Raw genomic sequence first — 26,600 nt, forward strand, 5'->3', positions numbered from 1 at the left:
CAACGGCTTATGGTGCCCTGACGGCCCGTGGGAAAAGCTGATGGCATACAAAAACACCGGCACATCCGCGTCGCGCCGGACCGTGGAGCAGCGCGTGAGCGCGGCTGAGCGCGACCAGGGTGAGCGACAACCAGCCGTGGAACGAGGAGAGAAGCTGTGAGCACCGAGAACGAGGGCACCGCGGTACCCCCGGCCCCGTCCGCACCTCCCGTGCCGGTGGATGCTCCCGCTGCCTCCGCCCAGCCGCAGCCTCCCGCCCCGCACACCTCCCACCCGGCCCCCGGGTCCCCCGAGGCCCCGGCGTCCGCCCCCGAGGCTCCGGCGGCTCCCCCCGCTCAGGCCCCGGCCCCGGTGACCCAGGCGCACCAGGCGCCGCAGGACCAGCCGGCCCCCCAGGGCGGCGAGGCCCCCCGGACGCCCACGGCTCCCGACGCCTCGTGGCCCCCGCCCCCGCCGCCGGGCACCCCGGCGCAGACCCCGGCGTACGGCGCGGGCGGCGGCGACGGCTTCGGTCACGGCGACGGCCCGGGCGAGGGGGCCGGTGGTGGAGCGGGCGGCTGGGGAGCCGCGTACCAGCAGCCCGCCCCGAAGCCCGGCCGCGGACGGGGCGGTCTGCTCGCCGGCGTCCTGATCGCCGCGCTGGTCGCCGGCGGCCTGGGCGGCGGCCTCGGCTACACCCTGGCCAGGAACAACGACGGGAACGGCTCCACCACGGTCTCCGCCTCCGACACCGGCGGCTCCGTCAAGCGCGACGCGGGCACCGTCGCCGGGGTGGCCGCCAAGGCGCTGCCCAGCACGGTCACCATCCAGGCCGAGGGAAGCAACGGCGAGGGCGGCACCGGCACCGGGTTCGTCTTCGACAAGGAAGGCCACATCGTCACCAACAACCACGTGGTGGCGGAGGCGGTCGACGGCGGCAAGCTCAGCGCGACCTTCCCCGACGGCAAGAAGTACGACGCCCAGGTGGTCGGCCACGCCCAGGGCTACGACGTCGCGGTCATCAAACTCGAGAACGCCCCTTCGGACCTGAACCCCCTCCCCCTCGGCGACTCCGACAAGGTCGCGGTGGGCGACTCGACGATCGCCATCGGCGCCCCGTTCGGCCTGTCCAACACGGTGACCACGGGCATCATCAGCGCCAAGAACCGCCCCGTGGCCTCCAGCGACGGCAGCGCCGACAGCAAGGCCTCGTACATGAGCGCCCTGCAGACCGACGCGTCGATCAACCCGGGCAACTCCGGCGGGCCGCTGCTGGACGCGCAGGGCAACGTCATCGGCATCAACTCCGCGATCCAGTCCACCGGCAACGGCGGCTTCGGCACCGGCCAGGCCGGCTCCATCGGCCTGGGCTTCGCGATCCCCATCAACCAGGCCGAGTTCGTCGCCCAGCAGCTGATCGAGAACGGCAAGCCGGTGTACGCGAAGATCGGCGCCTCCGTCTCCCTGGAGGAGACGACGAACGGTGCCAAGCTCACCGAGCAGGGTGTGGGCGGCTCCGACCCCGTCGAGAAGGGCGGCCCGGCCGACGACGCGGGCCTGAAGCCGGGTGACGTCATCACCAAGCTCGACGACCGGGTGATCGACAGCGGTCCGACCCTGATCGGCGAGATCTGGACCCACAAGCCCGGCGACGAGGTCACGGTCACCTACGAGCGCGGCGGCAAGCAGCACACCACCGAGGTCACCCTGGGCTCGAAGGTCGGCGACGACTGATCCACCCCGCTCCCCCGCACGACGCCGCCTCCTTCGCCACCGGCATCCGCCCGGTGGCGAAGTGCGTTGTACGGGCGGTCAGATGACGATGACCCGGCGCCCGCGCGCGTGACCGGCCTGGCTGTCGACGTGCGCCGCCGCGGCCTCGGCGAGTGAGTACGACTTCTCGACCGGGATGTGCAGCCTGCCCCGCGCGATCAGGTCGACGGCCTCGGCGAGCGCCGCCGACATGCTTCCGGCCACCCCGGAGAACCGCACACCGAACTCGGGCGCCCCGAGGTCGGCGATGCTTACGACGCTGTCGGTGTTCCCGGTCAGCTCGACGAGTTCGCGAACGACACCCGCCCCGGCCAGATCGAGAGCCGCGTCGACGGGACCGAGCCCTCGCACCCGCTCCACCCAGCCCTCGCCGTACGTCGTGGCGAGGGCGCCGAGTCCGCGCAGGTACTCCTGATTCGCGGTGCCGGCCGTACCGATCACCCTGATGCCGCGGTCACGGGCGATCTGCAGCACCGCCGACCCGACTCCTCCCGACGCGCCGCTGACCAGAAGCGTCTGTCCGGGGCGCACGCCGACCTCACGGACGACGCGCAGCGCGGTCTCCACCACGGAGGGATACCCGGCCGCCTCCTCGAACGACAGCCCCTCGGGCATCCGCGCCCAGGCCCCGAGCACGGCGAACTCGGCGTAGGTACTGGAACCCTCGCCGAACACCCGGTCGCCGATCTCCACCCCCACGACCCCCTCACCGACCTCGTCCACGACCCCGGCGGCGTCGATTCCGACCCCCGAGGGCAACTCGATCGGATGGGCTCCCAGAACCTGTCCCTCCCTGATCCTCCAGTCGACGGGATTCACGCCCGCCGCGCGCACGGCGACGCGTATCTGGCCGGGGCCCGGACGGGGCTCCTCGGCGTCGACGAGTTGCAGAACGTCCGGACCGCCGAACTCGGCGAAGCTCACTTTCTTCATGCCGCCGAACGTAGCACTAACGGATAGCTTTTCCTAACGGTTATTGTTTCGTACCTGCTAGCCTGCCGGGCATGACCGTGCAGCAGTCCGGCCGTCGTGAGCGCAAGAAGGCCGCGACCCGCCAGAAGATCGCCGACACCGCGCTGCGGCTCTTCCTGGAACGCGGGTACGACGCGGTGGGCATCCGTGAGGTGGCCGCCGAGGCCGACGTGGCCGTCACCACGCTCTTCTCCCACTTCGCCTCGAAGGAGGCGCTGGTCTTCGAGCAGGACGAGGACTTCGAGCACCGCCTCACGCGGGCGGTCACCGACCGGTCCCCGCACGAGCCGCTCATCCCCGCGCTCCGCCGCGAGGTCCTGGCCCTGGTGCGGCACTGCACCGCCGACGGTGCCGCCCCGGTCTGGCGCATGATCGAGGCGTCCCCCGCCCTGCGGAAGTACGACGAGGCGGTCCGCCTGCGTCACGCGGACGCCCTCGCGCGGGCCATCGCCGCCGACCCCGGCCTGACCCGGAGCGAGACGGCCGCCCGCACCCTCGCGCGGTTCGTGATCGACGCCTACTCGCTGTCCCGCGAGGCTCCCGATCCGGAAGCCGCCCTGGACGAGATCTTCCCGATGATCGAGGCCGCCTGGGAGGCCGCCCGCCCTCCCCGCCGCACGTGAGCCCCGCCCGCCGGACGCTGCCGGTAGGCTGTACCCGCTCCGCCCCCGGCGGGACGGTGCGAGGGTGGGTTGCCCGAGCGGCCTAAGGGAACGGTCTTGAAAACCGTCGTGGCGCAAGCCACCGTGGGTTCAAATCCCACACCCACCGCGCAGGTAAGCGGCCCCCGACCAGCAGGTTGGTCGGGGGCCGCTGCCGTGCGCTTTGCCCGTCAGTAACCGCGGTTCCCCGCTGATTCCCGATTGAACGGGCACGGGAAGGGCACGGTCAGCTGGTGCGGTTGTTGTTCTTGGCTGTTGTACCGACGACTGTGATCAGCAAGGACGCCAAAGCAACGGCGTCGGTGTAAGCAGCCGCGACCGCGCCCATCGATGGCCATGCGATCATGACGAGAACGATCACGATGATCAGTCTTGACCTTGTCTCGTGGTTTGACAGATCCCACGAGGTAAGGGACACACTCATCCTTGGGCCTCCAAGAGGTTCGGAACCCGCCCCTGCCGTGCACGCCTAGGAACCTGTTCGGCGGGGGTGGGTTTCTCTGTGTGGTGTGGGTCATAGTGACCTACATCCGGGGATAAACAAATTCGATCTCGCATTTTCGGGCGCCGATTGACCTGCTGCATCGAGGAGTCGTGGCAGGCGTCTCCTTGAGTTGGCAGAGCCGTGGTGCTGAGTCGAATGGGTCGCATACAGTCCCCAACTGCGTGACCAGGCTAGATAGCCTTCCCAAAACGCCGCAATATGGACATCCTTAGAACCCGTAACAAGATCTTGCTGCGGTGTCCTGGTTGTGAGGGACCGGGGATGATCCGGCCGTTCATGGCGTTTGAAGTCTCAGCCATGACCGTGGACGGCGACAGTGTGGGCATAGGGCAACCGCTGCCGGCGCTCTGACCGGAGCGGCAAGGTCTGGCCTTTCGACAGGGCGCCGGGTTTGCGCCGCACCCGCAGGGCTAAGCCCGACAGTTGGCAGCCGCGTCGAAGGTCCAGCCGAGGATCGTTCAACAACATTCAGCGTGCCGTAGGACAGGAGCGAACCTTTCGCGGCCCTGTGGCGTCGAAGGTTCGGCAGGCGGCGGTTACGGGAGTTGAGGGAGGTCGGTTCATGACGGGCAAGCAGACGGTCGGTTGGACGGCGCGCGGAAGGATGGCGGCTTCCACGAGTGTGCGGGCGGCGCTTGTGGCTGCGATCCTGATCATGTCCACGTCCTGCGCTGGGGCGGGCACCACGCAAAGTGGTGCAGACAGTTCCTGCGAGGCTCTGCTCGTGTATGGGAGCCACACCTATCTCGGCCACGGACTCCACCCTGATGACGAAGGCGAGAGCGTCGACGTCAGAGCGGGCAAACGGCTGGGCACGGGCACCACCCCTGGGTGCAACGACACCCCCGATGACGATGAGCAGGAACCGACTTCGGAGCCGGTAATCGTGTACGCGATTGCAGGCGTGGACCCTGTCGACGCCGTGACCGTGGACCATCCGGCCGGCGGCACCCTCTACATCGAGCAGACCTCGAAGAAGACCCTGCCAGAGCTAAGGAAACTGCTCAAAGCCGAGGAGCTGGACCCGACCACCGAGTGACGCGGGCCCGCAGGAAAGGCGTTCTCCTGCGAAGAGAGCTCGTGAAACGATCATGCGTTGGCCTTCTTCAGGCGTCTCCAGCAGATGAGGCTGCAGGCGAGGGAGGTGAAAGACGTCGTGGAGTTCGGTGCGGCGTTCCCAGCGAACGGCGAGACGTTTGAACTGGTGGAGGAGGGCGAAGGTCTGCTCGACGACGTAGCGGAGCTTGCCCAGGCCCTTGATGTTTGGGCTGCCCTTGCGGGAGATGACCGGCAGGATCCGGCGCTTGCGCAGTTCGCAGCGGTTGGGGTTGGAGTCGTAGCCCTTGTCTCCGAGGAGGGCCTCGGGGCGGCGGCGGGTTCGGCCCGGGCGGCTGGCGATGGGTGGGATGCCGTCGACCAGGGCGAGGGTCTGAGTGACGTCGTTGACATTGGCCGCGGTGGTGATGACCTTGAGCGGGGTGCCGCGTCCGTCGCAGATCAGGTGGTGTTTGCTGCCCGTCTTCCGCCGGTCGACCGGCGACGGACCGGTGTCGGCTCCCCCTTTTTGGCGCGGACGTGCGAACCGTCGACGCAGGCTCTGGACCAGTCCAGCTCGCCGGCCGCGTGCAGCCTGGCGAGCAGGACGTGGTGCAGTTGGTCGAAGAGTCCGGCCTGCTGCCATCGCTCGAGGCGCCGCCAGCAGGTCTGTACCGAGCCGAACCCCAGTTCCACGGGCAGTAGTTGCCAGGCGATGTCGTTGCGCAGTACGTAGAGGATGCCCTGCAGGCCCAGCCGGTCGGGCACCGGCCGTGGACCAGGCGCCTTCTCGGGCCAGGGCGGCAGGAGCGGCTCGATCAGCGCCCACGAGTCATCGTCCACTATCCACGGCCGGGTACTTACACCATCTCGAACGGCCGAATCGTCACACCGGTCACGACCGACCCGGACTGTTCAACAAGATCGTGTTACGAGCTCTAAGCGTGTCCCGATAAACGCTCCGGGAGTACGTACTCCCGCCGCCCCTGCACCGAACTAATCCGAACTCCAATTGCTGGACGGGGTGTTGACGCAGCGTCAGGGACTGCAAGACTGGCCGCATGGCTGAACTCAACGGCGAGCCCGTCACTCTGGACGAACTCGAAGCTCTCGCCCTCACGAACTACGGACACTTCACGTCCATCCGTATGGAGGACGGCACGATCCGCGGCCTGTCGCTCCACATGGACCGCTTGGTGCGAGACTGCCGACTCGTCTTCGGTGTCGAGCTGGACCGCGAGCGAACCCTGAAGTACATCCGCAAGGCGGTTGAGGGCGTTGAGGGCGTCGCAGGGCTCCGAGTCACAATCTATGACCCTGCGATCGACATGGGCCGTCCGAGCGGCGCCAAGGACCCTCATGTCCTGGTGAACTTGCGGCCGGCAGGCGCTATGCTGCCGCCTCCGCTCGCGGCCAAGTCCTTCACTTTCACCCGCGACAGCGCGGCCGTGAAGCACATCGGACTCCACTCGCAACTCCGGATTCGCCGGGAGGCTCAGCTTGCCGGCTTCGATGACGCGGTGTTCGTCGAACCGGACGGCCGTGTCTCAGAGGGCGGCACCTGGAATCTCGGATTCGTCGACCAGGACGGCACGGTCATTTGGCCGGACGCTCCCGTTCTACCCGGCACGACGATGCTTCTGCTCCAGAGCCTTGATGCTCCCAAGCAAGTCACGGCCCCGGTACAACTTGCCGACGTTCCGAACATGGCGGCAGCTTTTGCCACGAACACCACGATTGGTGTGCGCGCGCTGAGCGCTCTTGATGACGTTCAGTTCTCCCAGGACCACCCCGTGCTCGCCGCACTGCGTGAGGGGTACGCCGGAATTCCCGGCGACCGCCTGTAACGCGTGCTCACCGCCCTTGCCAGGGGCGCGTTCCACGACAGAGGTAGCCCATGCCACTCGTTACAAAATGGACCGGACGTGAAGTTGGGGCGCTGTGCGAAGCCGTACGCATGAGTCTCATGGAGTTCGCAGAAAAACTCGGCGTCTCCGACCGCATCGTCTCCCGATGGGAGGCAGACGGCGAGCAAGTCACACTGCGCATGGTCAATCAGGCGGCTCTTGACACCTTGCTCCCCAAGGCCGAGCTGGATGCTCAGGGGCGTTTCGTAGGCATTCTCGCGGCAGATGACATCCCCACCCAAGCCGTTATCGAGCGGAGTGAGGATCAGACGAGCAGCGGCGAATACGTGAAGCATCCGGGAGACGGGAAGCTAATGGCGTATATCCCGGGAGGAATCTTCCTGTCGGAGGAAGATGACGATCCGGTGTGGGTGGATGACTTCCACATCGACACCTTCCCGACCACCAACGCCGACTACGCGAGGTTCTGCGCAGCCACTCAGCACCCGGTACCCGAGCACTGGGAAAGGGTCGATGTCCCCGTGAGCTGTAGACCACCCCGTTGTGCACGTGACGTGGCGGGACGCGAATGCGTACGCGACATGGGCGGGGAAATCGCTGCCAACAGCCGAACAGTGGGAAAAGGCGGCGCGCGGCAGGTCGGGGCGCACGTTCCCGTGGGGGCGACCAGAAGACCGCGGCGAAGTTCAATGTCCGAGAGACCGGCGTAGAAGTCACGACGTCCGTTTCTCGGTACCACAGCGGCATGTCGCCGTACGGGGTCTACGACATGGTGGGCAATGTCTGGGAATGGCTTGCGACGCCGACGGCACCAGACCGGCACGAACTCCGCGGTAGTGCTTTCACAAGCCCGTTGTTCCGGGGGATGCCCGCCTTTCCTAACGACGTCGATGTCAATATGCAGGACGACGATATAGGATTTCGTTGCGTAGCCTCGCCAGAACACATTAGCTTTCGTGAGTAGACAGTGCCGAGGTCGACAATAGGGACTGGCGCATGAGGGCTTGGCGACGTATTTGAGGTCGAATTCTGAGGGGGTTCTTGAGGGGTTCATGTTTCGAGTAGCGATTTAACGATCGAAGTGCCGACGGTAAAAGATGCTGGTCACAATGTTTGGGGGGCAAGTGGAAAAGACTGTCCGGATGGTGTGTTTAGCAAATTCCAGGAAGAATGGCGGCCGCTGTGTGGCTGGCATGGAAGTCGTTTCGAAAAGTTGGATGCGACCCGTTAGTCGTCGACTAAATGAGGAAGTCTCGGCCATCGAGCGGCAGTACGTAGGCAAGGTTGAGCCTCAAGTGCTGGACGTCGTAAAGCTGCGCCTTACCGAAAGAAAGCCCAGCGACTTCCAGCGAGAAAACTGGTTGTTTGACCATACCGTGAGATGGGAAAAGGTGGGGCGGATTGGTTGGGAGGAACTCAACGGGCTGGAACAACAGCCTGAGAGTCTATGGATCGACGGGTACTCCACGTGGGGCGGTCTAAATAATAAGATTCCCGTTTCTCGGCAGGACGAGGTCTCGGGCTCGCTTGTACTTATACGAGTCGACGCCGTTGAAATAAAGGGAGACGGTTCGGGGTTATTCGCACATTTCGACTACATGGGACGCGATTACGCGATCAACCTGACCGACCCCGTGTATGAGGAAATTATGGAAGCAAAGGGATATCGGCGTCACAAGTTGGGCGAGTCCTTTATTACCGTGAGCCTGGGCAAGGAGTGGCATGGGTATCTATTTAAGTTCGTAGCTGCTATAATCGAGCGTTCCGAACTCGAATCGGGTGATAGGCAATGACTCCAAATGTAGTGATGACAATTGGTCACTCCACGCATCAATTGCCAGAATTCATGCGGCTTCTTCAGCAGAACGCGATCACGGCGGTGGCTGATGTGAGATCGATTCCCGCGAGCCGCTATGCACCGCAATTCAATCAGCGCTCGTTGGAAAGTGCTCTACGTGATAGGGGCCTGAAGTACGTCTTTCTCGGTGAAGAGCTCGGGGCCCGAACAAGGGACGCTAGCTGTTACGTTGATGGTCGAGTGCAATACCACCGCCTTGCTCAGACCCGAGAGTTTCGACTCGGTATCGACCGCTTGGAAAGAGGAGCGAAAACCGAGCGTATCGCCATCATGTGTACTGAGGGTGACCCATTGAGCTGCCACCGAACGGTTCTGGTTGCGAGAGTTCTTTCTTCCCGGAGGCTTGAGGTCCAACATATTCATGCGGACGGGCGGATTGAAACCCACGCTTCTGCTATGAAACGTCTTATGGCCAAATTTGGTCTAGAGCAGGATGAGCTGTTCCGTACATCGGACGAACGGCTGGCTGAGGCTCTCAGTCGCCAGGAGAGCGAAATTGCGTACGTCAGTGAAACGCCTCAGCTCGATAGAATGGCAGACGTGTGAAAATCTATACAATCGGCTTCACGAAGAAACCTGCAAAAAAGTTCTTTGACTTGCTTATTGGGACGGGGGCGACAACCCTCGTAGATATTCGCCTGAATAATGTGTCGCAACTTTCAGGTTTCGCCAAAAGGGACGATCTCGCCTACTTTCTGCGCGAGATCTGCGGCATGGCGTACGTCCATAAGCCCAATTTGGCGCCGACGCAACCCATGCTTGATGATTACAAAAAGAAGCGCTCAGGCTGGGATACGTATGAGGCTCGATTCTTAGAACTCATGGAGCAGCGGGATATCTCGCACGTAATTTCGCAGGAACTTCTCAGCAACTCCGTCCTGCTCTGTAGCGAAGACACCCCCCATCACTGTCACCGCCGTTTGGTGGCGGAGTACCTGGCACAGCGTTGGGAAGGCGTCACGGTCGAGCATCTCGTTTGACCATCTGTGAGTGACCTGAGCCTCTTGCCGGACGATGTGTGGGCCACAGGCCCAGCAGGGTAGGCCCGCAAGTGAGAAGCTGCTGGTCACAGGCGCGTAGGTTGCTGTACCGACGACGCTCTTGAAAACGTCGTGGCGCAAGTCACCGTGGGTCCAAATCCCACACCCACCGCGGTGATTGACGGCCCCTGACCAGTGTTGACGGTCGGGGGCCGCTGTCATGTGCGTCGTGTGGCGGATGCCGTGTGTGTGGGGGGCGGTCAGGTGTGGTGGCCCGTCATGCGGGCCGCCGAGGCGATGGTTGCGCGGGCCTCGCGGTCGGTCAGGCCCGTGGTGCGGGCGGCTTGCAGCAAGGGGGTCAGCAGGGCCGGGCCGATGCCGTTCTCGTAGGCGCGGCAGGCCGCCCAGAAGAGGCGGGTGTTGCGCTGGCCCTCCTGTGCGGCGAGGACGAACTGGACGAGGCCCCGGCCGCCCGTCACCGGCTCGCCCGAACCCGAGCCGCCGCCCCCGGTGCGCCGTACGGGAGGCGGCAGCAGCAGCCGGAGCAGTGCGGGCGGGCAGGGGGCCGGGGGAAGGTGGGACGTGCCGGGGGCGGTGGTGTAGGTGCCGTGGCGGGTGCGGGAGCCGGGGCCGACCAGGTAGCCGCCGGCTCCCCGGACGTCGATGCCGGGGGCGAGGCGGCCGGCCGAGTTGGGGACGACGTGGCCGGGCGGGCCGGTCAGCCACAGGTGGCGGCCTCCGCCGGGGGTCAGGACGACGACCGTGGGCGGGATCGTGAACAGGTGGCGCAGGGCCAGTTCGCGCAGGGCGGTCGAGGAGCCCGTCTCCGGCTCTCCGGGCCTCCTGTCCAGGTCGATGCCGATCAGGTGGTGCGGCGGCAGGCCGCAGGCGATGCCGTAACCCGTGGCCCAGGGGGCGGCGGCGAACAGGGCGCGGATGCGGGCCGGGTCGGTCGAGGCGTCGTGGACACCGTGGCCGAAGCGGCCGCACTCGCCGTGGCAGGTGACGGGCTCGGGGGCCGGGGCGTGACGGTGGGGGGAGCGCAGCGCGGGGAGCTTGGTCCGGGCCAGCGGGATGACCGCCAGTCCGCGTTCCGCGGCTGACAGGGCGTGTGCGAGGGCCAGCGTCGTGGCCTGCCGGTCGGTGGTGGCCATGGGTCTATGTTCGTACGTATGTTCGACAAAGGGAAGGGCGGCGGGCGCGACGCGCCGGGGAGGGCGGGGCGGGGAGGAAAAGTGGCGGAACGCTTCACCTCTTGTGGGGCTTGGGGTGGGGTTGTCCGTGCTGTGGGCGGGTGATGCGAAAGGGAAGCAAAGGGGTTTATCGACTTGTCCTCACGCTTGAGGGCGAATCGATGCTTCCGGGGTGGTTCGCCGGGGTCCGCTGGGCAATTCTGATCACGCGACGTCGTGCACAGCGTCGAGGCGGTCGGCCAACTGCCTTGGCACAAGTCCCGGTTCACGTACTTCTCGCGTTGTCGGCTGAAGCCGGTGCGCACTTGTTCTGGAGGAACAACATGGCAAGCATCCGTACCGCCCGTGTCGTCGCCGCCGTCGTCGCCCTCCCGCTCGCCGCCGCTCTCTTCGGCGGGGTGGCGACGGCGGACAACGGCGCCTTCGCGGACGACGGATCCAGCGCGACCGCCGCCAGCGCCAACGCCGGCATCCTCGGCAGCGGCGTCGGCGACGACAACAACGGCAACTCGTCCACCACGCAGCAGCAGGCGGTCGGCTCGGGGGCGTCGAACCAGAGCAACACCGCGCAGGTCGACGGCTCCGCGTTCACGGCGATCAATCAGGGCAACGAGAACGTGGCCGTCAGCTTCTCCCCGCTGTGGTGGTGAGCTGAGGGCCCGGCGCGGGTGCGCTGCCGCGCCGGCCCCTCGGTTCCTTGTGCGGGTGTGCTTCATGGGGTCGCAGTGCGCCGGGGCGGCGGTACTTCGGTACCGTCGCCCCGGCGTTTCCGCCTGTCCCCGGGCAACCCCTTCCTCCGTCGCCCGGGCGAACCCTTCGCCCGTCCCCCGGCCAACCCCCAGGGGGCAACCCGCAGTACCCCTGCTCCCCCGCTCCACCTACAGGAGGTGGGGCCAACACCACCCCTACAACCTGAGGGGGACTCTCCTTCGGGACCTGCGGCCGATCCGCCGGGTACCCCCTCGCTCATAGCGTTGAGCCATGACCGCACCCGTCTGCACCAGCGCTTCGAGCGCCGCCACCGCCACGGCGCCGGCCGCGGCGCCGCCCCCGGCCCCGGTCGTGGCCACCGGCCCGGCCCTGGCCACGGCCACAGCAAGGACGCAGACCTTCCCGTACCCGTCGTTCTCGTCGTACGTGAAGGCCCGCCGGCCGGTGCTGCTGCGTACCGCCCGCTCGCTCACCGCGAACCCGAGTGACGCGGAGGACCTGCTCCAGACCGCGCTCACCAAGACGTACGTGGCCTGGGAGCGCATCGAGGACCATCGCGCCCTGGACGGCTATGTGCGCCGGGCGCTGCTGAACACGCGGACCTCGCAGTGGCGCAAGCGCAAGGTCGACGAGTTCGCCTGCGACGAGCTGCCCGAGCCGGAGCCCGTGCCCGGCGGCGACGACCCGGCGGAGCGGCAGGCCCTGCACGACGCGATGTGGCGGGCGATCATGAAGCTGCCCGCACGGCAGCGTGCCATGGTCGTCCTCAGGTACTACGAGGACCTGAGCGAGGCCCGGACGGCAGAAGTGCTGGGCGTTTCCGTGGGCACCGTGAAGTCGGCGGTCTCCCGGGCCCTCGGCAAGCTCCGCGAGGACCCTGAGCTGGGGTTTGTCCGGTCCTGAGCCGGGCCGTACACACCCTCGGCGGGATCGCGGGTCCGTTCACGCCCACTGATCGATCGCCCGGGACTAGTGACATACCACGCGGTATGTGCGCAGAATCAGCGCATCCCTTACCGCCGCGTAGGCAATGTCGCCCCGGGAGGACACCGTGCTGAGCACGATGCAGGACGTACCGCTGCTGATTTCGAGGATCCTGACCCACGGGTCGGCCATCCACGGCAGCTCGCAGGTGACCACCTGGACCGGTGAGGACGAGCCGCACCGCCGCTCCTTCGCCGAGATCGGCGCCCGCGCCGCCCAGCTGGCACACGCCCTGCGCGAGGACCTCGCCGTCGACGGCGACGAACGCGTCGCCACCCTCATGTGGAACAACGCCGAGCACGTCGAGGCCTACTTCGCGATCCCCTCCATGGGCGCGATCCTCCACACCCTCAATCTCCGCCTCCCGCCCGAGCAGCTGGCCTGGATCGTCAACCACGCCGCCGACCGGGTCGTGATCGCCAACGGTTCGCTGCTGCCGCTGCTCGCCCCGCTGCTGCCGCACCTGAAGACCGTCGAGCACGTCGTCGTCACCGGGCCGGGCGACCGCTCGCTGCTGGACGGGGCCGCCGTCCAGGTGCACGAGTACGAGGACCTGATCGCGGGGAAGCCCACCGCGTACGACTGGCCCGAGCTGGACGAGCGGGCCGCGGCCGCCATGTGCTACACCTCCGGCACCACCGGCGACCCCAAGGGCGTGGTCTACAGCCACCGCTCCATCTACCTGCACTCCATGCAGGTCAACATGGCCCAGTCGATGGGCCTGACCGACCAGGACACCACGCTGGTCGTGGTCCCGCAGTTCCACGTCAACGCCTGGGGGCTGCCGCACGCCACCTTCATGACCGGCGTGAACATGCTGATGCCGGACCGCTTCCTGCAGCCCGCGCCCCTCGCCGCGATGATCGAGGGCGAGCGCCCCACGCACGCCGCCGCCGTCCCCACCATCTGGCAGGGCCTGCTCGCCGAGCTGACGGCCAAGCCCCGCGACGTCTCCTCCCTCACCCAGGTCACCATCGGCGGCTCGGCCTGTCCCCCCTCCCTGATGGAGGCGTTCGACGCGCTCGGCATGCGGGTCTGCCACGCCTGGGGCATGACGGAGACCTCGCCGCTCGGCACCATCGCCCGGCCGCCCGCCCACGTGGTCGGGACGCCGGAGGAGTTCGCCTACCGCCTCACCCAGGGCCGCTTCCCGGCCGGCGTCGAGGCCCGCCTCACCGGCCCCGGCGGCGAGCGCCTGCCCTGGGACGGCGAGTCCGCGGGTGAGCTGGAGGTGCGCGGCAACTGGATCGCGGGTGCCTACTACAACGGCCCCGGCGCGGAGCCGCTGCGTCCCGACGACAAGTTCAGCGAGGACGGCTGGCTGAAGACGGGTGACGTCGGCACCATCTCGCCGGACGGCTTCCTCACCCTGACCGACCGGGCCAAGGACGTCATCAAGTCCGGCGGCGAATGGATCTCCTCGGTGGAGCTGGAGAACGCGCTGATGGCCCACCCGGACGTCGCCGAGGCCGCCGTGGTCGCCGTGCCCGACGACAAGTGGGGCGAGCGCCCGTTGGCCACCGTCGTCCTCAAGGAGGGCGCCACCGCCGACTTCGCCGCCCTGCGCACCTTCCTCGCCGAGGACGGCAAGATCGCCAAGTGGCAGCTCCCGGAACGCTGGACCGTCATCGAGACGGTGCCGAAGACGAGCGTCGGCAAGTTCGACAAGAAGGTGCTGCGCAGGCAGTACGCCGACGGCGGACTCGACGTCACCCGCCTCTGACCGGCACGGGTACGGGGATGCCGGTCGGCGGGGCCCCACGGCCTCCCGCCCGGCACCCCCGCCGCCTCCTCCGCCCTCACCGCGCGGTGCGTGCAGTCCGCGCAGTACGAGGAGTGCGCGCAGTCCGCGCCGGGCGTACGACCGTGGCCGTCCACCCCAGCACCAGCCACGCCCCCGCCACCGCGCACACGCCGCCCCAGCCCCAGTGCCCGAACGCGGGCCCGGTGAGGGCCGAGGCCAGCGCGCCGCCCGCGAAGCCGGCGACGACGTAGGCCGTGTTGGCGGTGGCCGGGGCCGAGGTGGTGGTCAGGGCGAGGGTCTGGTTGGCGACGTGGGAGGCGACCAGGGCGGCGTGCACCAGGACCGCGGCCGCGCACAGCGCCGCCATCACCTGCCCGCCCAGCCAGAACAGCGGCACCGACAGGGCGGCCAGCGCGTACGCGGACCGTACGACCTTGGCGGCGCCGAACCGGTCGACCAAACCACCGGCGAGCGGCGCCACGACGCTCGCCGCCAGCCCGAACAGGCCGAACAGACCGGCCGCGGCGGTGGTCATGCCGTACCCCCCGTCCCCCGTGAGGAGCAGGGCGAGCGAGGTCCACAGGGCGCTCCAGGCGCCGTACATCCCCGCCTGCCGCACGCACGCCCGCCACAGATCGGGCGAGCGGCGGACCACGCCCGGTATCGCGACGAGCCCCGCGAACAGCGGCCCCCGCCGCTGCCGCCGCTCCACCGGCAGGATGTACGCCGTCGCCAGCCCCAGTACGGCGGTCAGGACGGCGGCGCCCACGAACACCGCACGCCAGCCGAAGGCCTGCCCGGCGAGACCGCCGAGCACCCGGGCCGCGACGACGCCGGTGAACAGGCCCGCGATGACGGCGGCGACGTGCCGGGCCCGGCGTGCGGCGGGGGCGCGCTCGGCGACCAGCGGGACGAGCAGCTGCGGTACGACGGTCGCGGCCGAGGCGACCAGGACCGCGGCCGCGAGCGCGCCGGTGCCGGCCGACGCGGCGGCGGCGAGCAGGGCCGCCGTGGCGACCAGCGAGAGGACGGCGACCAGACGGCGCCGGTTCACGCTGTCCCCGAGCGGGGCGAAGAAGAGCAGGCCGGCCGCGTACCCGAGCTGCGCGACCGAGGCGAGCCAGGCGACCCCCGACGGGGTGGAGCCCATGTCGTGGGCGATGAGGGGGAGCAGCGGCGCCGCGAGATAGATGTTGGCGGCCGTGACGGCGGTGCACAGGGCGATCAGGGGGAGGAAGAGCCGGGCGACGGCACCGGACGGGCCGGTTCCGGGCGGGCCGGCGGCCCCGGGGGTGTGCGCGGGGCCGGTCCGTCCGGGACCGGTCTGCGGCGACGTGACGGAAGAGGGGGGCGATGACGGCATGAGCGGACCGACTCCTTCGAGCGCGCACCGGATAGCAACTAACTGGTTGGTTGGAGGCAACCCCGGGAGTCTGTCCCGCATTCCCGAACCCTGTCAACCAAATGGTTGGTTACCGTCCGCGCCCTCGCTACCCTGGCCCCATGGCAGCAAGGGACCCCGAGGCCACCAAGGCCCGGATCTTCGAGGCGGCGGTGGCGGAGTTCGCCCGCCACGGCATCGCCGGCGCGCGCATCGACCGCATCGCGGCCGAGGCCAGGGCCAACAAGCAGCTGATCTACGCCTACTACGGCAACAAGGGCGAGCTGTTCGCGTCCGTTCTCGAGAAGAAGATGCTCGACCTCGCGATCTCCGTCCCCGTCGACCCGGACGACATCGAGGGCTGGATCGACCGCCTGCTGGACTACCACGCCGCCCACCCCGAGCTGCTGCGGCTGCTCTTCTGGGAGGGCATGGAGTACGGCACCGCCGAGCTGCCCCACGAGAGCGAACGCCAGGCGCACTACGCCCGCAAGGTCGCCGCCCTGCGGGACGGTCAGGAGCGCGGCGTGATCACCGGCGTCATCCCGGCGCCCGACCTGCTGTTCCTGCTGGTCGCGATGGCCAACTGGGCGGTCGTCGTGCCCCAGATGAAGCGCATCCTCGTCGGCGGCGAGGACGGCGACGGCGACCGGCTGCGCGACTCGATCAAGAAGGCGGCCCGCCGGATCGTCGAACGCTAGGAGCCGCCGGTCCTCAGTTGGTCCCGATCCGCGCGAGCAGCTCGACGATCCGGGACTGCACCTCGCCGCTGGTGGAACGCTCCGCCAGGAACAGCACCGTCTCGCCCGAGGCGAGGCGCGGCAGGTCGTCCTGGTCGACGGCGGCGGTGTAGACGACCAGCGGGGTGCGGTTGAGCTGCCCGTTGGCGCGCAGCCAGTCGATGATCCCGGCGGACCCCTCCTGGCGCCGCTGCACCCGCAGCAGGTCCATCACGACCAGGTTCGGCCGGAACTGCCCCGCCAGCGTCACCGCGTCGGCGTCGCTCGCCGCCCGCGCCACCTGCATCCCGCGCCGCTCCAGCGTCGCGGTCAGCGCCAGCGCGATCTCCGCGTGCTCCTCGATCAGCAGCACGCGCGGCGGGTGCTGCTCGCTGTCCCGGGGCGCGAGCGCCTTCAGCAGCACGGCGGGATCCGCGCCGTAGGCCGCGTCCCGCGAGGCCTGGCCGAGACCGGCCGTGACCAGCACCGGCACCTCGGCCGCCACCGCCGCCTGCCGCAGCGACTGGAGCGCCGTACGCGTGATGGGCCCGGTCAGCGGGTCCACGAACAGCGCGGCCGGGAACGCCGCGATCTGCGCGTCGACCTCCTCGCGCGAGTTCACGATCACCGGCCGGTAGCCGCGGTCGCTGAGCGCCTGCTGCGTGGAGACGTCCGGCGCGGGCCACACCAGCAGCCGGCGCGGGTTGTCCAGCGGCTCCGGCGGCAGCTCGTCGTCCATCGGCTGCGGACGCGGCGGGTCGGCCACCTCGACGGCCCCGCCGGGCCCGTCCAGCGGCTCGGGCCCCTCGGCGGCGTCCCGGTCCGGTGCCCCTATGGCGTACGACCGTCCCGCGCCCTCGGTGACCGGCGCCAGCCGTCCCTGACCGCCGGCCGGGGACGGCTGCTCCTGGGGCTGCGGCGGGGACTGCTTCTTCGGCTGCGCGGTGGGCTGCGGCGGGGTGGGGGGCTGCGCGCCGGGCGGCTGCTCCGCGGCCGGGTGGGGGCGGGCCGACTGCGCCGCGGCGGTGGCGGCCGGGTCGGGCGGCGTGCCCAGCTTGCGGCGCCGCCCGCCGCCGGTCGGCTGGTGCGGGGCGGGCGTGGCCGACGGCTGCTGCACCTGGACCGCCTGCCGGTTGAACGGCACGCCCTGGCCCAGGGTGCGCACGCTGATCGCCCGCCCCTGCGTCGAGTTCGGGTCGACGGGAGCGGACGCCTCGGCGGGCAGCGGCTGGGCCGCGCGCGGGGCGGGCGCGTTCTCCGGCGGCAGCGGCGTGCCCCGGCTCGGCGTGGTGGCGGGCACGCTCCGGGGAGCCGCCGGGGCCGCCGTGGCGGCGGGCGCGGCGGGCGCGGCAGGCGTGGCCGGAGTCGCGGGGCCGGCGGCCGCGCCGGGCGGTACCGGCGGTACGGGCGTGCCGGCGCCCTGGGTGTCTCCGGCCGCCGGCCAGGGCTGCGGCTGTGGCACCGGGGCCGGGGCCGGCCGACCGGGGGCAGCCGGCGCCGCGGCGCCGGGGTGCAGGGTGTCGGGCTGCGGGGCGTCGGCACCGGCCTCGGCGGGCCGGGGCACCTGTGCCCCGGCGGGCGGGGGCACAGGTGCCCCGGCCGGAGACGGCACCGGGGCTCCCGGCACCGGGGCTCCGTGCACCGGCGTCGGCGCCCCCTGCACCGGGACGCCCTGCGCGGGGGCGTGCTGAGCCGGGACCGGCGCCGGTTCTCCGGCCGGCCTGGGGGTGCCGGCCCGGCGGCGGCGTCCCGTGGGCGCCTCGGCGGGGTGCGGCTGCGGCGGCGTGTGGTCGTCGGCCCGGTCGTGCGGTACGGCGTCGTGACGGCCGTCGTCGGGCAAGGCGTCACCGGGAGCGGCGGGCCCGGGCACGGGAAGGGGGCCGGCCGGCGCCTGCCCCGGAACGCGGGCCGGGCCCTGGGGCTCGGCCGCCTCCGCCGTACCGTCGGACGGACGGTCCGCGTCGGCGGGCGGCAGGGCGAACACCTGCCGCGGGGCGGCCTCCTGCGCCGCGGCACGTTCGTTCGCGGAGGCGAGGGCACGCCGCCGGCGTCCCGTCGGCCGGTCCGTGTGCGCCAGGTCTGCCGGGGCGGGGTTCGCGGGATCGGACTCCCCGGCCTGCGCGGGCAGGGCCGGGGGCAGCGCGTGCTGCTCCCCGCCGTCCTGCCCGGCCCGTCGGCCGGCGGCGGGCGCGGGCACCCCCTGCGGCGGCACGGTCCCGCCCAGCCCGGTGTTGGACGCCGCGGACCCCGCGCCGTGCTCACCGGCCATGACGACGGCCCCCTCGGACACCCCGGCGGGCGCTCCCTGCGGTGCCACGGCGACCTCGGCACCCGGAGCCTCCGCGGGCCGCCCGCGCCGACGTCCGGTACCACCGGCCCCGGCTCCCTGACCGGGCCCCGCCTGCGCCGGCACGGGAAGCGGCGCCGAAGCGGCGTCCTGTTCCGGCACCTGCGCCTGTCCCGGAGCCTGGGGCCCGCTCTCGGCCTGCGCCGCGCGCCGCCTGCGCCGCCCGGTCGGAGCGGCCTTCTCCGCCTCGGGCCCGACGCCGCCCTCGCCCGGCGCCCCCGCGATTTCACTCTCCAGGAACGCGTCGACCGACGCCCGGCGCGCACGCCGCCGCCCGCCCCCGGGAGCCGGCTCCCGCAGGGCCACGGCGTTCTCCGCGCCCGCGCCGACGCCACCCTCGGCAGGCGCGACGGAGGCCGCTTCGGCCACCCCGGAGCCCGGGGCGGCGACGACCGCCCCGGCCCCGCCCCCGATCGGCACCTCCAGCACGAACGCGCTGCCGCTCATGCCCGGCACCTCGTGCGTCTGCAGCACGCCACCGTGCGCCCGCACGATCCCGCGCACGATCGGCTCGTGCACCGGGTCCCCGCCGGCGTACGGCCCGCGCACCTCGATGCGCACGACCTCGCCGCGCTGCGCCGCCGCGACCACGACGGTGTTGTCCAGGTACCCGCCCGTCGCCGACACGGGCGAGTTGCCGGTGGCGTCGACACCGGCGACGTCCGCGACGAGATGGGCGAGCGCGGTGGCCAGGAGCCGGGGATCCACCTCGGCCTCGATCGGCGGCGCGTGCACGGCGAACTGCACCCGCCCCGGACCGATCAGCTCCACGGCCCCGTCGACACCCGCGGCGACGACGGCGTCCAGCATCACCTTCGTACGGGCCACCTGCTCGTTGCCGACGTCGAGGCGCTGGTAGCCGAGGACGTTGTCGATGAGGGTGGTGATGCGCGAGTAGCCCGCCGACAGGTGGTGCAGCACCTGGTTGGCCTCGGGCCACAACTGACCGGCGTCGTCGGAGGCCAGCGCGGCCAGCTCCCGGCGCAGCTCGTCCAGCGGTCCGCGCAGCGAGTCGCCGAGGAGGGTGAGCAGCTGCTCGTGCCGCCCGGCGAGCGCCTCGTACCGGTCCTTCTCGCGCTCACCGAGGGCGGCGTAGCGGTCGGCGTCCGCGGCGAGCTCCTCCGCGTGCTTCTCCCGCAGCTCCTCCAGCTCGGCGACGTGCTGCTGGCGCAGCGCGGTGAGTTCGGAGGCGTGCTCCTCGGCGAGCCGTTCCAACTCCTCGGCGTGCCGCTGCTCCGCCTCCTCGTGCTCCTTGACGAGGGCGTCGTACGGGCGCCGGTCGGTGAAGGTCATCACGGCGCCGACGAGCTGGTCGCCGTCGCGCACGGGGGCGGTCGTCAGGTCGACCGGCAGCTGGTCCCCGCTCTTGGCGAACAGCACCTGCCCGCGCACCCGGTGCTTGCGTCCGGAACGCAGGGTGTCGGCGAGCGGCGACTCGTCGTACGGGAACGGGGAGCCGTCGGCGCGGGAGTGCAGGACGAGGGTGTGCAGCTCGCGGCCGCCCAGTTCACCGGCGCGGTAGCCCAGGATCTGGGCGGCGGCCGGGTTGACGAGGACGATCCGCCCGTCGGTGTCGGTGCCCACGACGCCCTCGGAGGCGGCCCGCAGGATCATCTCGGTCTGCCGCTGCGAACGGGCCAGCTCGGCCTCGGTGTCGACGGTGCCGGAGAGGTCGCGGACGACCAGCATCAGCAGCTCGTCGCCGGTGTAGCCGTAGGTGTCGTAGGCCTGCTGGCCGGTCTCCAGGTTGGCGCTGGTGACCTCGACGGGGAACTCGCTGCCGTCGGTGCGCCGGGCGACCATCCGGGTCGGCTTGGTGCGCGCCCGCGGGTCGATGTGGTCCGGTCGCCGCATGGAGCCCGGGATCAGCCGCGAGTCGAACTGCGGCAGCAGATCCAGCAGACCCCGGCCGACCAGCGCGGTGCCCGGCGTCTCGAACGCCTCCAGCGCGATGGTGTTCGCGTTGACCACGGTGCCGTTGGCGTTGACCAGGACCAACGCGTCCGGCAGCGCGTCCAGTATGGCTGCGAGGCGAGCAGCGCCTCGGGATGGCCTGCTGCTCACGAGACGCTTCCTCCCTGTTACCGCACTTGCCGACCGCCTGGGCCATCTTGCCAATCGGCCCGCGGCGTGTCACCCGAGGGAGTCTAAGGGCTGGGGCCCGGCGGGCGGGGAGGGATGGGACGTAGGTCGCACGAGGAAGTGACGTAGAACGTGTGACCGGTGACCGTCGGGCCGATGAGGCGTCGTCGTCCCTGCTAGGACCGGGCCGGGCCCCCGAGGCCGGGCAGCAGCGGCACCATGCGGTCCCAGCGGGCGATCTCGCAGCCGTCGCGGCGGTCGTACGTCGCGTCGACGGGGCGGCCGGCCCAGACGCCGGTGACGTGCGCGGTGGCCGGGCCGCCGTACTGCATGGTGCAGACGCTGCCCTCGGGCACCGGTGCGAAGGTGTCCCGGCCCCACCGGGTGTCGCCCTCGACGGCGGCGCAGGCGCCCTCCGGGTCGGGGTGGTCACCGCCGGCGGGGTGGCAGGACAGTTCGTACGTGCCGTCGAAGCCCGGGCCGGCGTCGCGGACGGTGATCGTCAGGTGGCCGCCGCCGGGAGCGCCGGGACCGGCGGCAGTGGCCGCGGCCGGGTGCGCGGCGCAGACGGAGGCGAGGGCGGCGGCGGACAGGGCGGCGGCGCCGAGAAGGCGCGCGGCGGGGGTGCGGGAGACCTGGAACATGACCTGACCAACGCGCCGGCGGCCGCGACGTTGCGCGTGCGGCCGCGGAGTACGCCGTGCGGACGCGCGACGTCCGGCGACCACGCGGTAAGGGCTTTGCCCTGCGGCCTGCCCGCCTAGTACCGTAGGGGCCGATTGGTGACAGCGCGCTCAACTGTGTCATCATCGGCACGCGCCACTCGCGCTCGCACGCGAGAGTGGTGATGTTGTCTGGAGGCGTCGCCTAGTCCGGTCTATGGCGCCGCACTGCTAATGCGGTTTGGGGCTTACACCCCATCGAGGGTTCAAATCCCTCCGCCTCCGCACGATCACCGAAGCCCCGGCCCGCACGGCCGGGGCTTCCGTGTTGTCCGGCGGGCTTCAGTCGGGCGTTTGCGCAGGTCACAAGGGGTGTGGCCAATGGATTTCACATGACGGCGGCAGTCATGTAATGTTCTTCCTGTCGCCGCGAGCGGGCCGGAAGGGCCGGGAGCGGCGGTAAAACTGAAAAAGACAAGCACTCGTAGCTTAACGGATAGAGCATCTGACTACGGATCAGAAGGTTGCAGGTTCGAATCCTGCCGAGTGCACAGTGAATCGGAAGCCCCGTGGAGATCTCCACGGGGCTTCTGTTCTGCCCGTACCTATGCTTTTGCCTTCTCCCCGGACGTGAAGGCGGGGACGAGTTCCCGCAGGGGCGGGCCGCCGCGCAGGCACCACAGGGCGATGACCGGGTCGCAGATCGCGCAGCCGAGGGACGAGTCGTGGGCGAAGGGGAGGATCGGGTTGCCCTTCAGGTGGTGCACGACGTCCCACGCGGTGTGCAGCAGCCAGCCGATGCCGATGTACGTCCAGGACGTGAGGCCCCGGTAGGCGACGTACAGCATGAGCGCGCCGAAGGGGAGCTCCCAGGCGCCGAGGCCGCCGCCCGAGAAGTAGACGCCTCCGGCCCCGGCGATCCCGAGGGCGTTCAGGGGGCGGCGGTGCGGGTCCGGGACGAGGGACAGCAGCAGGACGACGAGGAGGCCGATGCCGATCGGCATGACGTAGGGGAGGAGGCCGGCGAGGTTCATGCGGGCACGCTATGCAGGACACGGGGGGTGTCCCAGTGGCGTGAGTGACAGGTTCCGACGGATTGTCGCCGAGGGTCTCGACGGTCATGTGCCCCTGGAGTCGGGCGACACGGCCGGTGCGGCGGGCGACCGGACGTGAGTACGGTCCGCAACTGTGTCTAGGGTGTGCGCATGTTGAGAGGATCAGTCTTCATATCCGACCGGACGATATCCGACCGGCCGAGCCTCGACGGAGGCCGACGGTGAACAAGCCGCTGAGGGCCGTGGCCATCTTCTGCGGGCTCCTGGTGCTCGGCCTGCTGATCCGTGCGAACTGGCTGCAGTACGTCCGGGCCCCGGAACTGGCCTCCGACACCAAGAACCGGCGGGTGCAGATCGAGCAGTTCGCCACGCCGCGCGGTGACATCGTCGTCGGCGGACGGGCCGTCACCGGCTCCAAGGAGACCGAGAGCACCGACCTCAAGTACAAGCGCACCTACGTCGACGGGCCGATGTACGCGCCGGTCACCGGGTACGCCTCGCAGGCCCAGGGCATGACGCTGCTGGAGAAGACCTATGACTCCATCCTCACCGGGAAGGACGACCGGCTGGCCTTCCAGCGGTTCGCCGACGTGGTCAGCGGCGAGGGGCGGCGGCCCGGCTCGGTGGTCACCACCATCGACCCGAAGGCGCAGAAGGCGGCCTGGGACGGTCTGACCGACCTGAAGGGCGCCCGGGGGGCCGTGGTCGCGCTCGACCCGCAGACGGGGAAGGTGCTGGCGCTGGTCTCGGCGCCCTCCTACGACCCGTCGGTGTTCGCGGGCAGCACCTTCAAGGAGTCCGACCGCTTCGTGGCTCTCGACAAGCAGAAGAACAAGCCGCTGGCCAACCGCGCGCTGCGGGAGACCTACCCGCCGGGCTCCACCTTCAAGATCCTCACCGCGGCCGCCGCGCTGGAGCACGACATCGTCACCGACGTCGACGCCCGCACGGACGCCGTCTCCCCGTACCCGCTGCCGCAGTCCACCAACAAGATCGGCAGCGAGGCCGGCGACGCGGTCTGCAACAAGGCCTCGATGAAGACCGCCATGCAGTACTCCTGCAACAACGTCTTCCTCGACGCCGCCTCCAAGCTGGGGCAGGACAAGATGCGCGAGACGGCCGAGAAGTTCGGCTTCAACGAGGACGTCTACTCCGACGACTTCGGCGACCTGCTCGCCACCAAGAGCCTCTACCCCGAGAATCTCGACAAGCCCGGCACCGCCCTCACCGGCATGGGCCAGGGCAGCCTGACCAGTACGCCGATGCAGATGGCCATGGTCACCGCGGGGATCGCCAACGACGGCAAGGTGATGCAGCCCTACATCGTCGACGAGGTCAAGGGCCCGGACCTGGACACCCTGGAGAAGACCGAGCCCGCGACGATGAGCGAGGCCGTCTCCGCCGAGACCGCGCAGAAGGTCCAGGAGATGATGGAGTTCACCGCCAAGGAGGGCAGCGCCCGCCGCGCCCAGATCGAGGGCATCACGGTCGGCGGCAAGACCGGTACCGCGCAGCGCGGTGTCGACGTCAACGAGAAGGTGCCGTACGGCTGGTTCGTGTCCTACGGCAAGAAGGACGACGGGTCCTCCGTCGCCGTGGCCGTGTTCATCGACCCGACCGACATGGACATCTCCCGCGAGGACATCTCCGGCGGCGGGCTCGGCGCGCCCATCGCCAAGCGCGTGATGGAGGCCGTCCTCAAGCAGTGACGCCGGGGACGCCGGTGCGGACGGCGGCGGGTCGGGTTCTCGTCGCGTCGTAGGCCTCGCGGGCCCGCTCGACCGCCGTCAGCCGCCGTTCCGTCCAGCGCGCGAGGTCCCGGACCTGTTCGGCGGCCTCGCGGCCGAGGCCGGTGAGGGAGTAGTCCACGCGGGGCGGGATCACCGGCTTGGCGTCCCGGTGGACCAGGCCGTCGCGCTCCAGGGTCCGCAGGGTCTGGGCCAGCATCTTCTCGCTGACCTGCCCGATCTCCCGGCGCAGTTCGCTGAAGCGGTGCGGACGGTCCAGCAGGGCGATCAGGGCCAGGGTGCCCCAGCGGCTGGTGACGTGCTCCATGAGCAGGCGCTCGGGGCACATCGGTTCACTTTCGGCCATGACCGTACGGTACGTCCGGGCGGGCGCTCACCACGAGTGAGTGTCCGCCCGGACGTCGTCCCGGGCCCGGTGTCGTTGTCAGTGGTGCCCTCTACTGTCGGTGGGGATGGCACAGGCATGGAAGTGCGCGGGGCTGCGGTGGGCGGCGGACGGCCCCGTGCTGTCGTGGGTCGGGGGCCGGCGCAGCGCGCTGGTCCGGGGGAAGCGGGTGGCCTTCGCGGTCACCGAGGGGGGTGTGCGGATTTGTGTGGGGGCGCGGGGGCACGCGTGTCCGGTGCGGGCGGACGTGCCGGGGCGGAGCACGGGGGCGCGGTGCGAGGAGTGCGCGCGCCTCGACCGGGCCCACTCCGTGGCCGCCGACACCGTCGCGGACGATCCGCGGCCGTACCGCGTCTATCTGGCGTGGTTCGGGCCGGGCCTGGTCAAGGTGGGGATCACCGCGTACGAACGGGGATCGGCCCGGCTCCTCGAGCAGGGGGCCGTGTGCTTCTGCTGGCTGGGCTGCGGGCCGCTGATGGCCGCGCGCCGGACCGAGGAGCTGCTGCGGGCCGCGCTGGGCGTGCCGGACCGCATCCCCTACGTCCACAAGCGCGCCGTGCGGGCCGCGTTGCCCGCCTCGGAGGCGGACCGGGCGGCCGAGATCGCCGGGTTGCACGCGAGGGCGGTCGCGCTGGGCGGCTGGCCGGAGGCGCTGACGCCGGAGCCGTTCCGGGCCGTGGACCACGCGCGGATCTTCGGGATCGACGGGGCGGAGCGCGGGCCGGCCGCCGTGGCGGAGGTGACCGAGCTGGTGGCGGGCGGCGCGATCGGGGGCGGGCTGGTGGCGGCCGCCGGGCCGGATCTGCATCTGGCGACGGAGCGCGGGGTCGTCGTCCTCGACACCCGGCTGATGACGGGGTGGGAGCTGGTGGCCGCCGGGGGCGAGCCCTGCTCGGTGCCCGTGCGGGAGCTGAAGGGGGCGGCGGGGGTGCAGGACGGCCTGTTCTGACCACCCCGCGTCCCCGGGCCGGATGCCTCGGCTCCCGCCGCCCTCGTCGGCCCCTTGTTCCCGGGAGCGCGGGGCGCGATCGTGGCCCCATGAGTGATCACGAAGCCGGGCGGGTCCGCCGGTTCTGGGAGGAGCTCGGTCTGCCCGGGCTGGTCGACGTGCACACGCACTTCATGCCCGAGCGCGTGCTGCGCAAGGTCTGGGCCTACTTCGACGCCCTCGGGCCGCTGACCGGCGGCGTCGAGTGGCCGATCACCTACCGGCAGGAGGAGGACGAACGCGCCGATCTCCTGCGCGCGTTCAGGGTGCGGGCCTTCACCGCCATGCTCTACCCGCACAAGCCGGGCATGGCCGAGTGGCTCAACGACTGGGCGGTGGACTTCGCCCGCCGCACCCCCGACTGCCTGCACACCTCCACCCTCTTCCCCGAGCCGGGCGTCGAGGCGTACGTCCGCCGGGCCGTCGAGGCGGGGGCGCGGATCTTCAAGGCGCACGTGCAGGTGGGGGCGTACGACCCGGCCGACCCGCTGCTCGACCCGGCGTGGGGCGTGCTCGCCGAGGCGGGCGTCCCGGTCGTCGTCCACTGCGGTTCGGGGCCGGCGCCCGGCAAGCACACCGGACCCGAGCCGATCGCCCGCGTCCTGGCCCGCCACCCCCGGCTGCGGCTGGTGGTCGCCCACATGGGCATGCCCGAGTACGAGGACTTCTTGGACCTCGCCGAGCGGTACGGCCAGGTGCGGCTGGACACGACCATGGCGTTCACCGACTTCAGCGAGCGGCTCGCGCCCTTCCCGCGCCGCGCGCTGCCCCGGCTGGCGGACCTCGGCGACCGCGTCCTGCTCGGCACCGACTTCCCCAACATCCCGTATCCCTATCTGCACCAGCTGCACGCCCTGGAGCGGCTGGGTCTGGGGGAGGCGTGGCTGCGCGGGGTGTGCCACGACAACGCGGCCCGGCTGTTCGGGCTGCCGGGCGATGGCTGAGGGGCCCGCGGGTTTCTCAGAGAAA

22 protein-coding genes, 3 tRNA genes and 2 pseudogenes are annotated in these 26,600 nt (G+C 70.4%); 18 read left to right on the top strand and 9 right to left on the bottom strand.

Features of this window, described 5'->3' with window-relative positions:
- The first annotated feature begins 156 nt into the window (after positions 1-156).
- Entirely contained in the window at positions 157-1,713 is a 1,557-nt protein-coding gene (locus tag NI25_RS19735; RefSeq protein ID WP_061443710.1) for a S1C family serine protease, read from the top strand.
- A gap of 78 nt (positions 1,714-1,791) precedes the next feature.
- On the opposite strand, the gene NI25_RS19740 is transcribed toward NI25_RS19735, so the two are convergent.
- Positions 1,792-2,685 (bottom strand): NADP-dependent oxidoreductase, encoded by an 894-nt coding sequence (locus NI25_RS19740; protein ID WP_061443711.1) that lies wholly within the window; start codon positions 2,683-2,685, stop codon positions 1,792-1,794.
- 71 nt (positions 2,686-2,756) lie between these two features.
- Here NI25_RS19740 and NI25_RS19745 point away from each other — a divergent pair, with 71 nt between their 5' ends.
- Together NI25_RS19745 and NI25_RS19750 are read left to right on the top strand one after the other, a co-directional pair.
- Positions 2,757-3,347, top strand: a complete 591-nt coding sequence (locus NI25_RS19745; RefSeq protein WP_061443712.1) for a TetR/AcrR family transcriptional regulator — start codon at positions 2,757-2,759, stop codon at positions 3,345-3,347.
- A gap of 63 nt (positions 3,348-3,410) precedes the next feature.
- Positions 3,411-3,495: transfer RNA gene (locus NI25_RS19750), tRNA-Ser, on the top strand.
- Between the two features lie 117 nt (positions 3,496-3,612).
- On the opposite strand, the gene NI25_RS40500 is transcribed toward NI25_RS19750, so the two are convergent.
- Complete coding sequence (locus tag NI25_RS40500) at positions 3,613-3,747, bottom strand: hypothetical protein (RefSeq protein ID WP_267484633.1); 135 nt, start codon at positions 3,745-3,747, stop codon at positions 3,613-3,615.
- Between the two features lie 706 nt (positions 3,748-4,453).
- On the opposite strand from NI25_RS40500, the gene NI25_RS19755 reads away from it, so the two are divergent.
- The gene (locus NI25_RS19755) at positions 4,454-4,930 is read left to right on the top strand and encodes a DUF6281 family protein (protein WP_061443713.1); all 477 of its coding nucleotides are present in this window, start codon (positions 4,454-4,456) and stop codon (positions 4,928-4,930) included.
- A 50-nt stretch (positions 4,931-4,980) separates the two neighbouring features.
- Here NI25_RS19755 and NI25_RS37725 read toward each other — a convergent pair.
- A pseudogene (locus NI25_RS37725) lies at positions 4,981-5,772 on the bottom strand (IS5 family transposase).
- A gap of 215 nt (positions 5,773-5,987) precedes the next feature.
- On the opposite strand from NI25_RS37725, the gene NI25_RS19765 reads away from it, so the two are divergent.
- The 5 genes and pseudogenes from NI25_RS19765 (at position 5,988) to NI25_RS37745 (ending at position 9,632) form a co-directional block, all read left to right on the top strand.
- On the top strand, positions 5,988-6,773 hold the full coding sequence (locus NI25_RS19765) for an aminotransferase class IV family protein (protein WP_061443715.1): 786 nt from the start codon (positions 5,988-5,990) through the stop codon (positions 6,771-6,773).
- A 570-nt stretch (positions 6,774-7,343) separates the two neighbouring features.
- Positions 7,344-7,758, top strand: a pseudogene (locus NI25_RS40785) (formylglycine-generating enzyme family protein).
- A gap of 160 nt (positions 7,759-7,918) precedes the next feature.
- On the top strand, positions 7,919-8,587 hold the full coding sequence (locus tag NI25_RS37735) for a dual OB domain-containing protein (RefSeq protein ID WP_199560975.1): 669 nt from the start codon (positions 7,919-7,921) through the stop codon (positions 8,585-8,587).
- 14 nt (positions 8,588-8,601) lie between these two features.
- Positions 8,602-9,198, top strand: coding sequence for a DUF488 family protein (locus NI25_RS37740; protein WP_199560976.1), 597 nt, complete (start codon positions 8,602-8,604; stop codon positions 9,196-9,198).
- Positions 9,195-9,632 carry a DUF488 family protein gene (locus NI25_RS37745; protein WP_078884669.1) on the top strand — a complete coding sequence of 146 codons (438 nt, stop codon included), beginning with the start codon at positions 9,195-9,197 and terminating at the stop codon, positions 9,630-9,632. The genes NI25_RS37740 and NI25_RS37745 overlap by 4 nt, the downstream gene beginning before the upstream one ends.
- 260 nt (positions 9,633-9,892) lie before the next feature.
- Here the strand turns inward: NI25_RS37745 and NI25_RS19770 are convergent, their stop codons facing one another.
- Positions 9,893-10,786 carry a bifunctional DNA primase/polymerase gene (locus NI25_RS19770; RefSeq protein ID WP_061443716.1) on the bottom strand — a complete coding sequence of 298 codons (894 nt, stop codon included), beginning with the start codon at positions 10,784-10,786 and terminating at the stop codon, positions 9,893-9,895.
- 362 nt (positions 10,787-11,148) lie between these two features.
- On the opposite strand from NI25_RS19770, the gene NI25_RS19775 reads away from it, so the two are divergent.
- From NI25_RS19775 to NI25_RS19790, 3 genes are all read left to right on the top strand, one after another.
- Positions 11,149-11,475 (top strand): hypothetical protein, encoded by a 327-nt coding sequence (locus tag NI25_RS19775; RefSeq protein WP_061443717.1) that lies wholly within the window; start codon positions 11,149-11,151, stop codon positions 11,473-11,475.
- A 331-nt stretch (positions 11,476-11,806) separates the two neighbouring features.
- Positions 11,807-12,439: a SigE family RNA polymerase sigma factor gene (locus tag NI25_RS19785; RefSeq protein WP_078884670.1), complete on the top strand. Its 633-nt coding sequence runs from the start codon at positions 11,807-11,809 to the stop codon at positions 12,437-12,439.
- A 127-nt stretch (positions 12,440-12,566) separates the two neighbouring features.
- Positions 12,567-14,243 (top strand): long-chain fatty acid--CoA ligase, encoded by a 1,677-nt coding sequence (locus NI25_RS19790; protein WP_061443718.1) that lies wholly within the window; start codon positions 12,567-12,569, stop codon positions 14,241-14,243.
- Between the two features lie 76 nt (positions 14,244-14,319).
- Here NI25_RS19790 and NI25_RS19795 read toward each other — a convergent pair whose 3' ends face one another.
- On the bottom strand, positions 14,320-15,627 hold the full coding sequence (locus NI25_RS19795) for an MFS transporter (protein WP_061443719.1): 1,308 nt from the start codon (positions 15,625-15,627) through the stop codon (positions 14,320-14,322).
- 140 nt (positions 15,628-15,767) lie between these two features.
- Here NI25_RS19795 and NI25_RS19800 point away from each other — a divergent pair, with 140 nt between their 5' ends.
- Positions 15,768-16,346 carry a TetR family transcriptional regulator gene (locus tag NI25_RS19800; protein WP_061443720.1) on the top strand — a complete coding sequence of 193 codons (579 nt, stop codon included), beginning with the start codon at positions 15,768-15,770 and terminating at the stop codon, positions 16,344-16,346.
- Positions 16,347-16,359: 13 nt separating this feature from the next.
- On the opposite strand, the gene NI25_RS19805 is transcribed toward NI25_RS19800, so the two are convergent.
- Positions 16,360-20,775: a PAS domain-containing protein gene (locus NI25_RS19805; RefSeq protein WP_061443721.1), complete on the bottom strand. Its 4,416-nt coding sequence runs from the start codon at positions 20,773-20,775 to the stop codon at positions 16,360-16,362.
- Positions 20,776-20,969: 194 nt separating this feature from the next.
- The gene (locus NI25_RS19810) at positions 20,970-21,437 is read right to left on the bottom strand and encodes an SSI family serine proteinase inhibitor (protein ID WP_061443722.1); all 468 of its coding nucleotides are present in this window, start codon (positions 21,435-21,437) and stop codon (positions 20,970-20,972) included.
- A gap of 212 nt (positions 21,438-21,649) precedes the next feature.
- On the opposite strand from NI25_RS19810, the gene NI25_RS19815 reads away from it, so the two are divergent.
- Positions 21,650-21,740, top strand: a tRNA-Ser gene (locus tag NI25_RS19815).
- Between the two features lie 193 nt (positions 21,741-21,933).
- Positions 21,934-22,006, top strand: a tRNA-Arg gene (locus tag NI25_RS19820).
- Between the two features lie 54 nt (positions 22,007-22,060).
- Here NI25_RS19820 and NI25_RS19825 read toward each other — a convergent pair.
- The gene (locus tag NI25_RS19825) at positions 22,061-22,489 is read right to left on the bottom strand and encodes a DUF6010 family protein (RefSeq protein ID WP_061443723.1); all 429 of its coding nucleotides are present in this window, start codon (positions 22,487-22,489) and stop codon (positions 22,061-22,063) included.
- 242 nt (positions 22,490-22,731) lie between these two features.
- On the opposite strand from NI25_RS19825, the gene NI25_RS19830 reads away from it, so the two are divergent.
- Positions 22,732-24,219, top strand: coding sequence for a peptidoglycan D,D-transpeptidase FtsI family protein (locus NI25_RS19830; RefSeq protein WP_061443724.1), 1,488 nt, complete (start codon positions 22,732-22,734; stop codon positions 24,217-24,219).
- Here the strand turns inward: NI25_RS19830 and NI25_RS19835 are convergent.
- Positions 24,209-24,604 carry a winged helix-turn-helix transcriptional regulator gene (locus tag NI25_RS19835; RefSeq protein ID WP_061443725.1) on the bottom strand — a complete coding sequence of 132 codons (396 nt, stop codon included), beginning with the start codon at positions 24,602-24,604 and terminating at the stop codon, positions 24,209-24,211. The genes NI25_RS19830 and NI25_RS19835 overlap by 11 nt on opposite strands.
- A 106-nt stretch (positions 24,605-24,710) precedes the next feature.
- Between NI25_RS19835 and NI25_RS19840 the strand changes: the two genes are divergently transcribed.
- Positions 24,711-25,592, top strand: coding sequence for a DUF2797 domain-containing protein (locus NI25_RS19840; protein ID WP_061443726.1), 882 nt, complete (start codon positions 24,711-24,713; stop codon positions 25,590-25,592).
- A gap of 89 nt (positions 25,593-25,681) precedes the next feature.
- A complete protein-coding gene (locus NI25_RS19845) occupies positions 25,682-26,575 on the top strand; it encodes an amidohydrolase family protein (protein ID WP_061443727.1) in 894 nt (297 codons plus the stop codon).
- The last annotated feature ends 25 nt before the right edge of the window (positions 26,576-26,600 follow it).

It is taken from the genome of Streptomyces sp. CCM_MD2014, from assembly GCF_000772045.1.
GTDB classification, from domain to species: domain Bacteria; phylum Actinomycetota; class Actinomycetes; order Streptomycetales; family Streptomycetaceae; genus Streptomyces; species Streptomyces salinarius.

What these genes read in the sequence shown, in the direction of transcription:
- NI25_RS19765 (WP_061443715.1), top strand. Translation starts at nt 5,988, where the DNA reads ATGGCTGAACTCAACGGCGAGCCCGTCACTCTGGACGAACTCGAAGCT.
- NI25_RS37740 (WP_199560976.1), top strand. Translation starts at nt 8,602, where the DNA reads ATGACAATTGGTCACTCCACGCATCAATTGCCAGAATTCATGCGGCTT.
- NI25_RS19740 (WP_061443711.1), bottom strand. Translation starts at nt 2,685, where the DNA reads ATGAAGAAAGTGAGCTTCGCCGAGTTCGGCGGTCCGGACGTTCTGCAA.
- NI25_RS19790 (WP_061443718.1), top strand. Translation starts at nt 12,567, where the DNA reads ATGTCGCCCCGGGAGGACACCGTGCTGAGCACGATGCAGGACGTACCG.
- NI25_RS19840 (WP_061443726.1), top strand. Translation starts at nt 24,711, where the DNA reads ATGGCACAGGCATGGAAGTGCGCGGGGCTGCGGTGGGCGGCGGACGGC.
- NI25_RS19795 (WP_061443719.1), bottom strand. Translation starts at nt 15,627, where the DNA reads ATGCCGTCATCGCCCCCCTCTTCCGTCACGTCGCCGCAGACCGGTCCC.
- NI25_RS19755 (WP_061443713.1), top strand. Translation starts at nt 4,454, where the DNA reads ATGACGGGCAAGCAGACGGTCGGTTGGACGGCGCGCGGAAGGATGGCG.
- NI25_RS19835 (WP_061443725.1), bottom strand. Translation starts at nt 24,604, where the DNA reads ATGGCCGAAAGTGAACCGATGTGCCCCGAGCGCCTGCTCATGGAGCAC.
- NI25_RS19800 (WP_061443720.1), top strand. Translation starts at nt 15,768, where the DNA reads ATGGCAGCAAGGGACCCCGAGGCCACCAAGGCCCGGATCTTCGAGGCG.
- NI25_RS19785 (WP_078884670.1), top strand. Translation starts at nt 11,807, where the DNA reads ATGACCGCACCCGTCTGCACCAGCGCTTCGAGCGCCGCCACCGCCACG.
- NI25_RS19775 (WP_061443717.1), top strand. Translation starts at nt 11,149, where the DNA reads ATGGCAAGCATCCGTACCGCCCGTGTCGTCGCCGCCGTCGTCGCCCTC.
- NI25_RS19825 (WP_061443723.1), bottom strand. Translation starts at nt 22,489, where the DNA reads ATGAACCTCGCCGGCCTCCTCCCCTACGTCATGCCGATCGGCATCGGC.
- NI25_RS19810 (WP_061443722.1), bottom strand. Translation starts at nt 21,437, where the DNA reads ATGTTCCAGGTCTCCCGCACCCCCGCCGCGCGCCTTCTCGGCGCCGCC.
- NI25_RS19745 (WP_061443712.1), top strand. Translation starts at nt 2,757, where the DNA reads ATGACCGTGCAGCAGTCCGGCCGTCGTGAGCGCAAGAAGGCCGCGACC.
- NI25_RS19770 (WP_061443716.1), bottom strand. Translation starts at nt 10,786, where the DNA reads ATGGCCACCACCGACCGGCAGGCCACGACGCTGGCCCTCGCACACGCC.
- NI25_RS19845 (WP_061443727.1), top strand. Translation starts at nt 25,682, where the DNA reads ATGAGTGATCACGAAGCCGGGCGGGTCCGCCGGTTCTGGGAGGAGCTC.